The 15,255-nt window shown below is 49.9% G+C and carries 10 protein-coding genes, 1 tRNA gene and 1 pseudogene; 6 read left to right on the forward strand and 6 right to left on the reverse strand.

Annotated elements, in window-relative coordinates; translation table 11 throughout:
- Window positions 1-319 precede the first annotated feature (319 nt).
- The 5 genes and pseudogenes from AC54AF_RS21330 (at window position 320) to AC54AF_RS21350 (ending at window position 7,029) form a co-directional block, all read left to right on the forward strand.
- Entirely contained in the window at window positions 320-1,804 is a 1,485-nt protein-coding gene (locus AC54AF_RS21330) for an anti-phage dCTP deaminase (protein WP_496638136.1), read from the forward strand.
- Window positions 1,805-2,454: 650 nt separating this feature from the next.
- Window positions 2,455-3,282 (forward strand): DUF4062 domain-containing protein, encoded by an 828-nt coding sequence (locus AC54AF_RS21335; RefSeq protein ID WP_496638137.1) that lies wholly within the window; start codon window positions 2,455-2,457, stop codon window positions 3,280-3,282.
- Window positions 3,283-3,821: 539 nt separating this feature from the next.
- Window positions 3,822-5,057: an antiviral reverse transcriptase Drt3a gene (drt3a, locus tag AC54AF_RS21340; RefSeq protein ID WP_496638138.1), complete on the forward strand. Its 1,236-nt coding sequence runs from the start codon at window positions 3,822-3,824 to the stop codon at window positions 5,055-5,057.
- 739 nt (window positions 5,058-5,796) lie between these two features.
- Window positions 5,797-6,024 (forward strand): annotated as a pseudogene (locus AC54AF_RS21345) (RNA-dependent RNA polymerase family protein); the annotation flags it as partial.
- A 123-nt stretch (window positions 6,025-6,147) separates the two neighbouring features.
- Window positions 6,148-7,029, forward strand: coding sequence for a hypothetical protein (locus AC54AF_RS21350; protein ID WP_496638139.1), 882 nt, complete (start codon window positions 6,148-6,150; stop codon window positions 7,027-7,029).
- A gap of 616 nt (window positions 7,030-7,645) precedes the next feature.
- Here the strand turns inward: AC54AF_RS21350 and AC54AF_RS21355 are convergent.
- The 6 genes from AC54AF_RS21355 to acs all read right to left on the reverse strand — a co-directional run bounded on the left by AC54AF_RS21355 (window position 7,646) and on the right by acs (window position 14,311).
- Window positions 7,646-7,849, reverse strand: a complete 204-nt coding sequence (locus tag AC54AF_RS21355; RefSeq protein WP_496638140.1) for a helix-turn-helix transcriptional regulator — start codon at window positions 7,847-7,849, stop codon at window positions 7,646-7,648.
- A 136-nt stretch (window positions 7,850-7,985) separates the two neighbouring features.
- Window positions 7,986-8,852, reverse strand: a complete 867-nt coding sequence (locus AC54AF_RS21360) for a phage integrase N-terminal domain-containing protein (RefSeq protein ID WP_496638141.1) — start codon at window positions 8,850-8,852, stop codon at window positions 7,986-7,988.
- 998 nt (window positions 8,853-9,850) lie between these two features.
- Complete coding sequence (locus tag AC54AF_RS21365; RefSeq protein ID WP_496638142.1) at window positions 9,851-10,489, reverse strand: DUF4102 domain-containing protein; 639 nt, start codon at window positions 10,487-10,489, stop codon at window positions 9,851-9,853.
- Complete coding sequence (locus AC54AF_RS21370) at window positions 10,482-11,792, reverse strand: tyrosine-type recombinase/integrase (protein ID WP_436574247.1); 1,311 nt, start codon at window positions 11,790-11,792, stop codon at window positions 10,482-10,484. Before AC54AF_RS21370 ends, AC54AF_RS21365 begins: the two co-directional genes overlap by 8 nt.
- A gap of 231 nt (window positions 11,793-12,023) precedes the next feature.
- Window positions 12,024-12,114: transfer RNA gene (locus AC54AF_RS21375), tRNA-Ser, on the reverse strand.
- Between the two features lie 190 nt (window positions 12,115-12,304).
- Window positions 12,305-14,311: an acetate--CoA ligase gene (gene acs, locus AC54AF_RS21380; protein WP_496638143.1), complete on the reverse strand. Its 2,007-nt coding sequence runs from the start codon at window positions 14,309-14,311 to the stop codon at window positions 12,305-12,307.
- A 308-nt stretch (window positions 14,312-14,619) separates the two neighbouring features.
- Here acs and AC54AF_RS21385 point away from each other — a divergent pair, with 308 nt between their 5' ends.
- Window positions 14,620-15,237, forward strand: a complete 618-nt coding sequence (locus AC54AF_RS21385) for a YqhA family protein (protein ID WP_131689683.1) — start codon at window positions 14,620-14,622, stop codon at window positions 15,235-15,237.
- Window positions 15,238-15,255 lie beyond the last annotated feature (18 nt).

A 15,255-nucleotide genomic window follows, 5' to 3' on the forward strand; every position in this document is an offset into this window, starting at 1 on the left:
CCGGAACAGGGCCATGCTGCGACGAGGAATATGATCGCACGAAACTAAACAACTAGGATAGCGCAGAAATAACGCTGAAATCGCTGCGGTTTTCGGATCACGTTTACGCAGTAGTTGCAGGACAGCAAGGAAAAAATTCACAATAAGTAGACTATTTCTTCAATAATTAAATGTGACTATTTGTGACCATTGATGAATGCATTTATGATAATGTCAAGAAACACTAGCGATTTCTTGCACAATTGCAAATTGGCATCGAAATCCCATATTCATAAATAATTCATAAATTGAGATTTAAAACTGAGGGAATTGACTAAATATGGACTTCAGGCAGAATTCTAAAGAACCATCTGAATTAGTAATGGGGATAATCGGCCCAATTGGATGCAATCGAAAATTAGTATCAGAATTAATGTCAAATATAGCAAAACATTATGAGTATGATTTAATAGTCGTTCCAATGAGTACCGCCATGACTCCATATATCGAAGTAGCTGATCATAAAGGCGATGAGTATATTAGAGTTACAAATCTCATGAAAGCGGGAAATGAGCTAAGAAAAAAAACAAATGATAATGCAATATTTGCAAAATTAGCAGCCAAAGAAATTTCAAATCTACGCATCACCAAGAAAAAAGAACGCACAATTTATCTAGTTGACTCAATCAAACGTCCTGAAGAAGTCGAAGAATTAAAAAACATCTACGGCGATGGATTTTACCTTTTTGCCGTTCATTCCTCTGAGGCGTCGCGAGACCGCTATTTGGAGAATCAATGCAACATCGCTGACCCCAAAAAACGATCAGGTCTTATTGAGCGCGACAAGGATGAAAAAATTGGACATGGTCAAGCGACCAGCGATGCATTTCATCTGGCCGATTTCTTTCTGGCAGAAGAAGGAAATAATACAAAGGTTTGGAACACCTTGCAAAGATTTTTCGATATTATTTTCGGAGATCCATTTAAGACCCCTACCTTTAACGAGTACTCGATGTTTATGACTTATGCAGCCTCTATGAAGAGTGCAGATATGTCAAGGCAGGTCGGTGCAGCAATTGCATTGGGTACCGATATCATATCAACCGGCGCTAATGAATGCCCTCGCCCTGGTGGCGGCACCTACTGGCCAATCTATGACGATGCAACCAGTTCGATCGTAGACGTCCCCAAAGGCCGCGATTACACGAATGGAATAGATTATAATGGAAAAGAAAAAAACGATATTATTGAATCTTTAAAAACTGGAATCCCAGACGAATTGCAAGAAGTTTTAATGAAAAATATAGAAGATTCTGGAATAAAAGATATTAGTGAATATGGTCGAGTAGTACATGCGGAAATGGATGCCATATTAGGTTGCGCTAGGCGTGGAATTAGCTGTAAGGATGCGACACTTTTTTCAACGACATTCCCATGCCATAATTGCGCAAAACACATTATTGCTAGTGGAATAAAGTCTGTTATATTTATTGAGCCTTACCCAAAAAGTAAAGCGATGGAAATGCACAAAGATTCTTTGAGAACAAAAGATTCCACGACGAAAGACAATCTATCAAATACACTCTTCTCCCCGTTTATTGGCGTTGGTCCAAGACGTTACGTTGATCTTTTTTCGTTAAGTTTGAGTTCAGGAGAGAAAGTTCGAAGAAAAACAAGTGGAACTTTTAAAGTTGCGGAATGGGAACGGAAAACTGCACACCCGCGCATGAAGATGTTCGATACCTCATATTCAAAAAATGAAAAAATTGTTGGAGATGAGGCGATTGATATATTGAGCAAAATTGCCAAAATAAAAATTGAATAAATTACATTTTTTAATTTTATGCGCGTGCCGGGTCAGGTCCACCATTCGTACACAGACTGATGCATTGGGCGCCGTAGTAGCCAGCTCAGCCGAAACCTAATTAGAACCACGAACGCGCGCCTGCGGCGCGCGAAGCTGCCGCGCAGCGGCAGCAGCCAGTAGATTCGGAGAGGGCCGGGCCGGTAGGCCCGACCCTTCGAATCCCCCGCGCACGCCCCGCAGGGGGCGTGCTTCTCTCCGCCTACAGACGAAAAAAAAAGCTACCCGAGGGTAGCTTTTTCTTTTTCGTCTTTGGAGAGGGGAAGTCGAATCATCGTCCAAAACCCGCATGAACACTATATTTTGCATGATTAGAAAGACCTCATACCCTCACCTATACCGTCAAAAATAATCAGAGGAACACGCCTTGGGCGTGTTCAGATTCAACGTTGACGTCTCTTATTCAGCACCAGAGTTGATGAGCGCAGCCCTATCCGCCTGATCGTTTTTTTCTAGGACTTTGATATTGCGAGTGAGAAAGCACGTATTTCTAATCATCTCTAAATGCTAAGATTCTTGCTCGAAAACACAATCCGTATATAACAACTAAGGCACTCAGATTTGCGATCAGCAAACACTGGTGCACTTCAAATACTAGAGGGCAAGAAATCATGCCATTTTCTGCAACTGTGTTTAACGTCCTTATTGCATCGCCATCAGATGTTCCCGCTGAACGGGAGGCAATCGCAGCAAGTCTGCACGAATGGAACGCTCTCAACTCAGTTGAAACAGGCAAGGTTTTGCTTCCCGTGATGTGGGAGTCACACAGCGCGCCCGTGATGGGAGACAGACCGCAGGGCATCATCAATGATCAAGTCGTCCATACTTGCGACATGCTAATCGGCGCTTTTTGGACAAGGCTAGGTTCGCCAACTGGTGTTGAAGACAGTGGGACAGTCGAAGAAATTAAGTGGTTCCTCAAAAACAACAAACCCGTGATGCTCTATTACTCAAAGGCGCAACCAGATCTCGATGCAATCGACACTGCGCAGCTAGAGAAACTGCGCGAATTCAAGAAGTCTATTCGCGACAAGGGAATTCAAGAGCAATACGTTTTTGTGGATGAGCTAAAGCAGAAACTATCACGGCAGCTGACGATTGTGATGCGCGGCATGTCCGTTGGAACAGTGGTGAACCCAAGTGTTGTTAAAGAAGCTCGCGCCTCTGGCTCTAGCCCAATCGATACCGTCGCCGAGCCAACAAAAACAGCACCGCAGGTGCCTGCCGCTGAGAGCAACGAGCCGATTTGGTTTGAAGATTATAGCGAGAAGTCTTTCGCGGTGCGAGGCGATACGCTTAATCATCGCGAAGAGTTGAAGCGCTTGGGAGGCAAATATATTCCTCTTAAGACAGGTGGTCGCGGATGGAATTTCTCAAAAAAACGCTTAGCTGAAGTAGCGGAATTACTGACCGTTCCGCCAGAACTTCGTCTAGCGTAAAGCAATCGCTGATAACTTTTTTCTGAGATCGCTGCACATTTCTTACGCGTTAGTTCTCGCGTCAGCGTGGGGGCGGCGGCGGAGGCCCCCCGCGCGCGGGGTCAGATACGCCATTTGGACACGGATTGGTGCAGTGGTTGGAGTAGAAGATCTTAGGTCTTTGTCGACAGCATCGCGTGCCGAGGACGTGTGTTCGTTGCTCTAATTGACCGGGCTTCTGCAGTGCTCAACGCATCAGCCCGTGTCCAAATGGCGGACCTAGCCCTGGCCCGCACACTCGTTCACACCACACCCCCAAACCCACCCTGTAAAAACAGTCACGCACAGAAAAACTAGTCCTTGCTTAATGATATTGAAAATTTTTTTGTACATGCAAGCCCCCGCGTCGCACTTACAGCTCTCCACTATCTTATTTTTTTCATTGAAAACGCAATACTTGTTGACATTGGCGCAACTATGATGCTTCATATACTAAATGCAATACAGATGAAGTAAAACAAATATAACGCATGCGTGTAACATTTCGACTAAGGTGTACGATGTACGATCAATCAATAAACAGCAAGTCGCTATACCACACGCTGCGCCGCAGCGACTTTCACACCGTATTTGACCTTAGAGACGAAATTCTTCGTGATCAAATTCTCATCCGCGCAGTTTCTACCGGAAACAAAGCCTTATGGGATTTATCCCCCTTAAAAATATCTCAGTTAAGAGGCAAGAACGTATATTCCCTTCCAAATTTCGAAGATGAGTTATTAATCAGGAAGGTTAATAACAACATAAGACATTTCAGGAACGTACGTAATCCTGCCAGGACTTCAATCGTCACTAATCTATCGCTAATTGTTGCGGAAGCAGTACCATATAGAATTTATCGACTTGACGTAAAAAGTTTCTTCGAATCTTTTTCGATCGCGCATGTTTTGAAAACAGTAGATGATATAAATATATTGAGCCTTTCGACCAAACGATTATTACGCGATCTATTTAAACACTTTGTTGCATCAGGAGGAAGCGGCATACCACGGGGTCTAGCGATAAGCTCAACATTATCCGAATTAATGATGATATCATTCGACGAGCGAATAAAAAACATGAAAGATGTTTTTTTCTATGCTCGCTATGTTGATGACATTATAATTATAACTAGTGGTGCGGAATTAGAACAAAATTTCCTTAAATTGGTCGCATCCTTATTACCTGATGGATTAAAACTCAGCAAAAACAAGCAAAAAATTACTACAGTTCCTAAAGTTACAAAAGCATCAAATTTCCAGTTTTCTTTTGAGTACCTAGGCTATAAATTTTCCATTAAAGATCCCGGTGCCGTGAAAACATGCCGTCAAGTCGATTTGGGAATTTCCGAAAAAAAAATAAATAAAATAAAAACAAAGATAATTTTAGCAATCAGAGATTTTTGCAAAACAAATAATATGACAACACTCCTTGATAGGCTGCATTTTCTTTGTGGTAATTTCTCATTAAATGATCGAGATCGCGGTCGAAAAAGACTTGCGGGAATTTTCTATAATTATCATTTAATAAAATCATCTAGTTCTGAATGTGGATTGAATGAGCTTGATAAATTTTTGCGTCACGCGGTTACCTCGGGACGAGGAACCACATTCTTAAAATTTAAATCCCTTACAACTTCTCCTGAACGTCGACGCCTTGCGACTTTTTCATTCTCCAGAGGTTTTCATGCCAGAACATTTATGAATTACACTGGTTCGAAACTTAAAACCATTCAGGACTGCTGGAAATATGCTTAAATCAAAATCAATATCAGTAGACAAAACGGATTATTTTAGAACTTTGATAACTGAAACAATACCATATGAAACCCCAGTCATTTTTTCAAATGATGGATTTTACCTTAGAAGCAAAGAAGCAAGTACGAGTGCAAATTCAGTTTATAAGCTAATATTCTCACGCTTAGTAGAAGGAGAAGAAAAAAATTCTCCCAATTATACAATTCCATATCTATACAAGGTACGCAAAACTTCCTTAGAGTATAGACGCCTTGCTCTTGTACATCCGATCGCTCAGTGGCGGATGATGAAGTTTTATAGGCGATACGAAAAACTGATTACATATTTTTGTCAAAATAGTGACGTGTCACTACGATCACCCCATCGAGTGGCAAGTAGTTTTTTTCAGAAAAATTCGCTAGCCAACATTAATCAGTACAAGCACGGAGGGGTCCAGGATACACAAGGTGAGTTATTTAACAAACACTCATCTTCATTCTTTGCATACAGCGGCGTTGACCGCTTGTATAAGTTCTTCGACTCTAACGATTTTCTTAAGTTAGAAAAACGTTGGTCCTCGCTATGGTCTATGGATGTATCAAAGTGCTTCGACAGCATTTATACTCACTCTATAACTTGGGCCACAAAAGAAAAATCTTTCATTAAAAAAAACATCTCGTCAGTATTATTCTCCACTTTTGGAAATGATTTTGATGAATTAATGCAAAAGTCAAATTACAATGAAACAAATTGAATAGTTATTGGCCCGGAAATTAGCCGAATATTTGCTGAAATAATTTTCCAGAGAATTGATGCGCAAGTTGCCAACCTCGTTCGCGACAACAAGGATGAAAAACTATCGACATCATTCGAGGTTAGGCGGTATGTTGATGACATTTACATATTCGCAAACAATGACGAAACAGCAAAAAAAATATTTGAAATATACTCCGCCGAACTCCAAAAATTCAATCTTCACGTAAACAAATCAAAAACAATAAAACATGCTCGACCATTCTTCACAAAAAAATCCCAAATAATCAGCGATGTAAACGTATTAATCAACGAATTTTTTGATAAATTTTTAGAAAAATCAGAAGAGAAGTATGAATTGATTCCAAAAGAGATTTTTAAGGAACTAAAATTATCACGAAGCTTTATTGATGCTGTGAAGTCAGTTTGTATAGTCAACGCCGTCACTTATGACGATGTATCATCTTATATAATCGGTGCATTCTTTGAGCGAATAAAGAAAATAATAAGTATAGACTCAATAAAAGAGGAAAAATCAGATTATTATAAATCTGCCCTCAGTGTTATAACAGAGGTATTATTTTTCTTTTATACAGCATCACCTTCTGTAAGCGCATCATATAAACTATGCGCTTCGATAATTTTAACTATTCGCTTCTCGAATAAAAATTTAGAGCAACAGGCTGCCACCATAAAACAACGAATTTACGAACTTGGAGTTGAACTCTTTCAAGTCGGATTATTTTCAAAAAATAACGACATAGATAATATAATTCGCCTAGAAAGTATTAATGTTGTTTTGGCAATGAGCGAAATGGGATCAGAGTACCTTTTGCCCCCTGATGTGGTTAGTCAAGTTTTTCTTGGGTTTGACCGATTTTCTTATTTTGATATCATTTCGTGTCTATTCTATGTTCGAGATTTTCCGCAATATTCAGAATTGAAAAAATTCGTCATCGATCAAATCGAAGAGCGATTTAAAGACATTTCTGAAATAGAACAACACGCCGAAGTTACCTGTCTTTTCCTAGATGTCATCGGTTGTCCTTATATTGAAGGGCGTCGCAAGGCAAAGTGGGTACAACGTTACACATCTCATTACGGAGGAACATCAATCCCAACGAGTTCGGACATTCACAAATTTGTTGGCGACTGCGGGATTCGTCCATGGTTTGTCAACTGGAATGAGATAGATCTCCTGAACGCCCTTGAAAGAAAAGAGTTGAAAAGAGCGTACTGAACCAGTACTATTACCGGGAGGAACCGCCAAGAACCTCTCCCGCAGAAAAATATCTCTGCGAATACTTTGGCATCGACGTGGTTGAATTTTGGCAATATTATGCAAAATTCAATTACTGGCTTGCTCGGAGAGCGGATGACGTTTGTCCGCACACACTTAGAGTGAGGCGGTTTCTCAATTTTATTTAATACCGGCTAGGGATCTCAGAGCCAAATTCGCATTGTCAGCATTCTAGCCTCGTGTAGTAGCCTCTATCTGCATCGTCCATAATCCAATTTTGGCACAATGTTTTCTCAATAAAATCGACAATGGCTACAAATATTCAACCTTTCATCTCCACGAATGTAGACGACCGCCATCGCTAGTTCCCGCTGGAGTGCAAGCGAGTCATTGTGGCTGTCACAGGAGCCGGGCGCAAGCAATCACGGCGTCAACTGCATCCAAATATCAACTACATCCTCACCTCAGCCTCTCTCCCTTACCTGGCACGATAGTTTGTTGTACCTATTATCGCTCCAACATCTCTTCGATTACCCCCCCAAGACGCCAACGGCAGTATTGTGTTTGAACTGGCTAACGTGTGAGGGCTTGCTTGAGGGGCTAGTCCAATGTCAGTTCAGCCGCCCTCACTACGGCTAGCGTCTATACACCGCTGTTGCCATTCGGCGATTTCGGCAGAGTCCCATGCTACAGACTTGGGACCAATGGGAATCGGCGCTGGCAACACGCCTGCCTTCACCTTGCGCCAGATTGTGGCGCGGGACCAGCCGGTAGCCTCGATTACCGCAGGCAAGCGGAGGAATTTTTTAGTCGTGGTCATAAGATTCTCCTTCGATTGATGAACAGCAAACAATGGAAAGTCGTGCCGACTCTCCGCGATCATTCCGGCAGCGCCAGCGCTGCCCCTTCTGCACCTCTTCTATTCCATGCGCTGCGCCCCTGATACAAGTGAGCGGTCATCTGCCCAGGTAGATGGAAGTGACCTGTTCACGGCCATGCCCCATCTCCGTCGAAATCTTTAACCTTGCAGCGTTATCCGCCAACTTTTGTGAAGCATCCAGCTGTCTGGACGTCGCGCCGCCACTGGCTGGACTAGGTCGGCCAGTCAACTCGGCATAGCGCCGCTGCGCGTACTCATGCCGCAGCCCATGCACACCATGAATGCCAGCCTTGTCACACTGCGCACGAAAGCGGTTCAACTGGTCCCGATACTGCAACTGCGCCGGAATCAAGCTGCCTTTTCCCGCCAGCTCCTTGGCCGCTTCCAGCACGGCGCGCTGCTGCATGGTTGTGATCGGCACCTCCCTATACTTGCCACCCTTGGTCCAGCTATCCTGCAGCCGCAGGATGTTCCCGCCATCGGCCCATCCCGGCTTGATCTTGATGCTTTCCTCGCGCCGCAAACCAAACGCCGCCTGCAGCTGCAGCGACATGCGCGTATACGGATCGTTCACGCGGGCCAGCGTGTCGGCATCGAGCACCTTCGCCTTTGAGACATTGGTGACAAACACCCGCTCCGCGATGCCGTATTCGCCGTTGGTGCGCGCAATGATATTTTCCTTACCGATCTTCTCGGCCCACCAGCGCAGGGCGCTCATGCGATTCTTGATGGTTCCAGTACTGACGCCATCCTGCTTCCACTTGTCGAGCAGCGCCGCCACATGCTTCGGCTTCAGACTGTCCACGCTCATATGCTGGAAGCCCCGTTCCGCCAGGTCATTGGCGCACAGATTTAATATGCGCTCGCGGTCGGCCTGCGTCGCAAAGCTGCCATCCCGGTTGCGGTGACACAGTTGCTTGAGCTGGTAGTTCAGGTCGCGCATGGCAAAGTCATCCTTTCGATCTTTGGTTCTCACGTCGATGCCGCGTGGTGTAATCCTGTCAGGTAAGTGTTTCTGGCCACCCTCACTGCCTCAGCAGAAAAGGTTGAATCAAGGGCCTCGGGACACCACTCCCGTGTATGCGGTTGCTGTTACTGCCTGCCCGCGCCGCACGCGCGTGTGGCACCGCTGCGCGCTCCCGGAGGAAGCCGCCGCAGCGGGGACCAATCACCCAGGGTCCATGGAGTGCACATCGTGCACGGATCAACTTCTACTAATCAGCCCGTAGCGGGCAAAGGACATCGCAGGGCTTGCCTGCGATGCGGGGCGCCTGGCCCCGTCACTGAACAACATCACGCGGTGGAATTCCGCTTGCCGCCTGGGCCTATGCCGCCGGCGGCGCGTCGTCACTGGCAGCACGCCGCCAGTAACGACGCGCGCACGTAGCCATGGCATGTGACGGCATACATGCCAGCATCGCACTCGCGGTGACGATACTGGCGGCTCTGAGGCACATGCGCTGGAAGCAGCCGCGATGGCATCGCATCGCTGGCATTTCTGCTGACGGTGCGGCTTGCGGCAAAGCCATGCTGTGCTTCATACGGTGCGCTACCTCGCGGGGCATGCGAACCAATCGGGGCAGGAGTCTTGCTCCTGTTTGAAGAAGCGCCCACCGGGCGCAATCATCCAGGCAATCCGTCTTGCGAATTGTGGGATATGTAGGCGCTGAAGGCAGCGCTTTATCGTGCCGAGATGTGCATGCTTCTGCATGGCCCGGCGATCTGTCTAGCAGAAACTGCTATGTATCATGGTGGCGGGTAACGACCGCAACGCCTATGCTGCTAAGCATAGGGACATGCTCGAAGCATGCCCTCGTGGGAGCGATTCCCACATAAGAGAGTTTCATTCTATGCCTGATATCGACGTTTGCAAGTGGTTCGTTTCGTCAAGTGCGTTTTTGATAGTACGCAGAATTGCAGCCCGGACAAAGGCTCCGATAGCTACTGCATGTTGTCGCCCTGGCGACGTACCCGTCTCCTTGACTCCTTCATCGCACTAACCAATTGGTCCATGCTCATGCCGTTACGTAAATAGCTGGCAGCGAGCGCCGTCGCGACACCCTCTAGGTGTCGGGAAACGACCTGCAAACCGTCCTGTTCAATTTGCCGAATGGCTGCTTGCTGGATACTGTGCTGTGCGTCACTGACGGAAATGCGCTCCAATGCAGGAAATAAGGTGGTTTCGAGGTGACGGATAGCGAGCAGGGTCGCCCGCAGAACACTGGTCTGCACATGGCCCCACTCCGGCTCATCGAATATTTCGTCGATTGCAATAGGCTTTGGCAGTGGATGCAATTTTTCTCGATTGAATTCTGTGCTCGGGTCCTGCTTCCGCTCCAGCATCTGATGCGCTGCAAGCCTGTGTTCGCGGGCTTTGGCGATAGAGACTTGGGGATACCGGCCAAAAGTCAGAGCGCTTTCCCCACCGCCTTGCTGGCGATACTTCATGCGCCAGATCTTGCTGCCGCTGGGCTGCACTTCGATGTACAGACCAGCCCCATCGGAAAGTTTATATAATTTGTCCTTCGGAGCAGCCTGCTTGATAAGCGCATCCGTGAGGCGCAATACATACTTAGACATGGTGCCCTCCTGTTCCGCCATCCCGGCTGGATTCTCCGCTGACCAGCGTTAATCTGGGCGTCAGCGGCGGCGCTCCCTTGCCGCTGACGGCATCGATGTAGTCGGCCCAATCCTGCATCATCCGGCGCCGTTCCGCCAGGAACTGCGCCCGGTCATAGGCGCTGGCCACCTTGTCCTTCGGTGCATGTGCCAGTTGCCGGTCCACGACTTCATGCCGGTAGCCCAGGCGCTCCTTGATCGTGCTCATGGCCAGCGCCCGGAAGCCATGGCCGGTCATCTTGCCCTTGTATCCCATGCGCCCAAGCGCCACCAGTATCGTGTTATTGCTGATCGGCTTTTCGTGGTCGCGCTGATTCGGGAACAGGTACTTGCTGCGGCCCGTGATCGCGTGCAGTTCGCGCAGCAGCTCCAGCGCCTGGCGCGACAGGCAGACGTGATGGTTGGTCATATCCGGATTGACGGTCAGCTTGCCACGCTTCATGCGCTGCCATGGAATGATCCACTCGCCGCGCTCCAGGTCAATTTCACACCAGGGCGTCTCGATCAACTCACTGGTACGCACAAAGCACAGCAGCATCAGACGCAGCGCAATGCGGGTCGGCGCGAACATACGTGCTTCGTTGCGGTCCAGAATGGCCAGGAACAGCGGTAGTTCGTCGGCGTTGATGGCGGCAAAGTGTCCGGCGCGGACAGTCTTCAACACATCCTTCATATCGGTGACCAGATTGCGCTCTGTGAATCCGCACTGAATCGCGTAGCTGAAAATTGACGCACATACCGCTCTCAGGCGATGGGCGACTTCACTCGCGCCACGGTCCTCGATCTTGCGCAGCGCGGCGATCAGATCGCGGTGCTTTATCTCATCGATCGGCATGCGGCCAATGGCTGGAAAGATGTCCGCTTGCAGGCGCTGGATGGTGTTCTTGGCGGTGCGTTCGCTCCACGTGGGCACTTTGTTGCCGTGCCACTCGCGCGCGATTTTTTCGAACGTGTTGGACGCCTTATCCTTTGCCAAGCGTTTGGCATCGTCGCGATGCTTGGCGGGGTCGATTCCTTGCAGTAGCAGGCGGCGTGTCGCCAGACGCTTTTCACGTGCATCCTGCAAGGTAATTTCCGGGTAAGGGCCGAACGTCAGCGTATTCTCTTTGCCGTTGGCCTGCCGGAACTTGAACCGCCAGATGCGGGAGCCGGTAGGAGCGACGACGAGGTACATGCCGTCACCATCGAACATTTTGTATGGCCGCTCGCGTGGCTTGGCGTTGCGGATGAGTAAATCTGTCAGCGGAGCAATGATCTTTGGCATGGCAAACCTCCTGCGCGGCATGCTGTAAAGATCAATATAGTCGTTTTTTTGAATTTTTGGGGCAAGCGGCAATGGCTGAGTGCGAGGTGCCCCCAAACTTGCGCCTACTTGAGGTTGATTTCCTGGGACGCTGTGCAACGTCCAGAAACGAAAAAACCGCTTAGAATCAAGGCTCTAAGCGGTTTTTGAGGGACTTCCTGAGACGTCCTGATCTTACTTAATTACTATCCGTGGCGGAGAGAGGGGGATTCGAACCCCCGATAGAGTATTACCCTATACACGCTTTCCAGGCGTGCGCCTTCAGCCGCTCAGCCATCTCTCCTGAAGGCAATGCGCGCGTCTTGCTTGCTCACATTGTGTACTGCATATCGCTTGTCGCGAAGCCGCAGATTATAGCAAAGATTCTACAGACTGCCAAAGTTATTTACCCTGGGGTAAAAGTTTGGCCAGGCCCGCCGGAAGGATGCGCGCCAGTGCGGCGCACGGCCCTTCCGGAGGCACCGGCCTGTCAATTAAGACGTTTCCTTCAACTGATCCAGGATGGCCGGGTTTTCCAGGGTCGAGACGTCTTGCGTGATCGTCTCGCCCTTGGCCAGCACGCGCAGCAGGCGGCGCATGATTTTGCCGGAGCGGGTTTTTGGCAGATTGTCGCCGAAACGGATTTCCTTCGGTTTCGCAATCGGGCCGATTTCCTTGCCGACCCAGTTGCGCAGTTCCAGGGCCAGCTTCTTGGCTTCCTCGCCTGTCGGACGCGCTTGCTTCAGCACCACGAAGGCGCAGATCGATTCGCCTGTCGTGTCGTCCGGACGGCCCACCACGGCCGCTTCTGCCACCAGCGGGTTAGCCACCAGGGCCGATTCGATTTCCATCGTGCCCATACGGTGGCCCGACACGTTCAAGACGTCATCGATACGGCCCGTGATGGTGAAGTAGCCCGTTTCCTTGTTACGGATGGCGCCGTCGCCTGCCAGGTACATCTTGCCGCCCAGTTCTTCCGGGAAATAGCTGGACTTGAAACGCTCGGGATTGTTCCAGATCGTGCGGATCATCGATGGCCATGGGCGTTTTACCACCAGGATGCCGCCCTGGCCGTTCGGCACGTCCTGGCCCGCTTCATCGACGATGGCGGCCATGATGCCGGGCAATGGCAGAGTGCAGGAACCGGGCACCATCGGCGTGGCGCCTGGCAGCGGGGTGATCATGTGACCGCCCGTTTCCGTTTGCCAGAAGGTATCGACAATCGGGCATTTCTCGCCGCCGATGTGCTTGTAGTACCACATCCACGCTTCCGGATTGATCGGCTCGCCAACCGTGCCCAGCAGGCGCAAGCTGCTCAGGTCGTAGTTGCTCGGATGGACTTTCGGGTCCACGTCGGCCGCCTTGATCAGCGAACGGATGGCCGTTGGCGCCGTGTAGAAGATGCTGACGTTGTGCTTCTTGATGGTTTCCCAGAAGCGGCCCGCGTTCGGGTAGGTCGGGATGCCTTCGAACACCACTTGCGTGGCGCCCACGGCCATCGGGCCATACGCGATGTAGCTGTGGCCCGTCACCCAGCCGATGTCGGCCGTGCACCAGAACACGTCGTCGGGCTTGATGTCGAAACTCCACTTCATCGTCAGCGCGGCCCACAGCAGGTAGCCGCCGCTCGAGTGCTGCACGCCCTTCGGCGTGCCCGTCGAACCGGAGGTGTACAAGATGAACAACGGATGCTCGGCATTGACCCATTCCGGCTCGCATTGCGCGCTCTGGCCTTCGACCAGCTCGTGCAGCCACGTGTCGCGGCCGGCCACCATCGGCAAGTCGCTGCCCGTGCGTTTGTAGACGATGACGTTTTTCACGCAATCGCAGCCGCCCAGCGCCAGCGCTTCGTCGACGATGGATTTCAGTGGCAGCTTCTTGCCGCCGCGCAATTGCTCGTCGCCCGTGATGACGGCCACGGCGCCCGCGTCGATGATGCGTTCCTGCAGGGATTTCGCCGAGAAACCGCCGAAGACGACGGAATGGGTGGCGCCGATGCGCGCGCAGGCTTGCATTGCGGCAACGCCTTCGACGGACATCGACATATAGATGATGACGCGGTCGCCCTTGGCGATGCCCTTGGCTTTCAGGCCGTTGGCGAACTTGCAGACTTTTTCGTGCAGCTCGGTATACGTTGCCTTGGTGACGGTGCCGTCGTCCGCTTCGAAGATGATGGCCGTCTTGTCGCCCAGGCCGTTTTCGATGTTGCGGTCCAGGCAGTTGTAGGACACGTTCAGCAGGCCGTCTTCGAACCACTTGTAGAACGGGGCGTCGTCTTCGTTCAGGGTGCGGGTGAACGGCTTTTTCCAGCTCAGGTTTTCACGCGCCAGCCTGGCCCAGAAGCCTTCGTAGTCGCGTTCGGCATCCGCCACCATGGCGCCGTAGGCGTCCATGCCGGAAATCGTTGCCTGTGCGGCAAACGCTGCCGACGGTTCAAATACGCGCGACTCTTCCGGTCCCTGCTGCTGCGTGCCCTGCCCTTGGTTCTCTGTAGCGCTCATGCTAGTCTCCAGTGTAGTAATTGTTTGCTAACACGATAGCTCCCGTGTCTTACGGACGCCTTACATGTCGCGTTTATGCAGCGTTTTACCCCTATCAAGGCTAACCATAAGCGCCTTCGGCAACAGGAGTCAAGGGGACGCCGTACAGTATTTTCACTGGGAAAATGCGTGCTGCACCGAAGGTTCAATACCACTTCGTGTTTCATCAAACCTAATAATCAGGAGCAAGGCCATGCGCAGTAATCAGCAGCAAGTGTAAAATGTCGGGCATACCAAAAATTGGTATTTACTCCCCCAGGAAACCCCACATGATCGACCACCTACCACCGTCATCCAAACATAGCAAGCTGCATCCCCTGTCTTCCTTCATCTTCATGTCGCGCTGGCTGCAGTTGCCGCTGTACCTGGGCCTGATCCTCGCACAATGCGTGTATGTCTTCCATTTCTGGGTGGAATTGTCCGACCTGATCGGTGCCGTGTTCGGCAATGATGCCGCCCTGCAGCACGTGCTGACGGCCGTGGCCGTACCGGGCAGCGCCCTGCCGACCAAGCTCAATGAAGCGACCATCATGCTGGTGGTATTAGGCCTGATCGACGTCGTCATGATTTCGAACCTGCTGATCATGGTCATCATCGGCGGCTACGAAACCTTCGTTTCGCGCATGCACCTCGATGACCACCCGGACCAGCCGGAATGGCTGTCGCATGTGAATGCGTCCGTGCTGAAGACGAAACTGGCGATGGCCATCATCGGCATCTCGTCCATCCACCTGTTGAAGACGTTTATCAATGCCAATTCCTACAAGATGGATGTGATCATTGCGCAAACGGTGATCCACATGGTCTTCATCATTTCGGCCATGGCCATTGCGTACACCGACCGCATCATGACGGTGACGCAGAACCAGGCCCGGGCGCCCCACTAAGTTCTGGCGCTCCTGTAC

The sequence above is a fragment of the Janthinobacterium sp. JF4 genome, from assembly GCF_059617925.1.

Excerpts from the sequence above, each read along its gene's own strand:
- AC54AF_RS21330 (WP_496638136.1), top strand. The coding sequence starts at position 320 with ATGGACTTCAGGCAGAATTCTAAAGAACCATCTGAATTAGTAATGGGG.
- AC54AF_RS21335 (WP_496638137.1), top strand. The coding sequence starts at position 2,455 with ATGCCATTTTCTGCAACTGTGTTTAACGTCCTTATTGCATCGCCATCA.
- drt3a (WP_496638138.1), top strand. The coding sequence starts at position 3,822 with ATGTACGATCAATCAATAAACAGCAAGTCGCTATACCACACGCTGCGC.
- AC54AF_RS21355 (WP_496638140.1), bottom strand. The coding sequence starts at position 7,849 with ATGACCACGACTAAAAAATTCCTCCGCTTGCCTGCGGTAATCGAGGCT.
- AC54AF_RS21360 (WP_496638141.1), bottom strand. The coding sequence starts at position 8,852 with ATGCGCGACCTGAACTACCAGCTCAAGCAACTGTGTCACCGCAACCGG.
- AC54AF_RS21365 (WP_496638142.1), bottom strand. The coding sequence starts at position 10,489 with ATGTCTAAGTATGTATTGCGCCTCACGGATGCGCTTATCAAGCAGGCT.
- AC54AF_RS21370 (WP_436574247.1), bottom strand. The coding sequence starts at position 11,792 with ATGCCAAAGATCATTGCTCCGCTGACAGATTTACTCATCCGCAACGCC.
- acs (WP_496638143.1), bottom strand. The coding sequence starts at position 14,311 with ATGAGCGCTACAGAGAACCAAGGGCAGGGCACGCAGCAGCAGGGACCG.
- AC54AF_RS21385 (WP_131689683.1), top strand. The coding sequence starts at position 14,620 with ATGATCGACCACCTACCACCGTCATCCAAACATAGCAAGCTGCATCCC.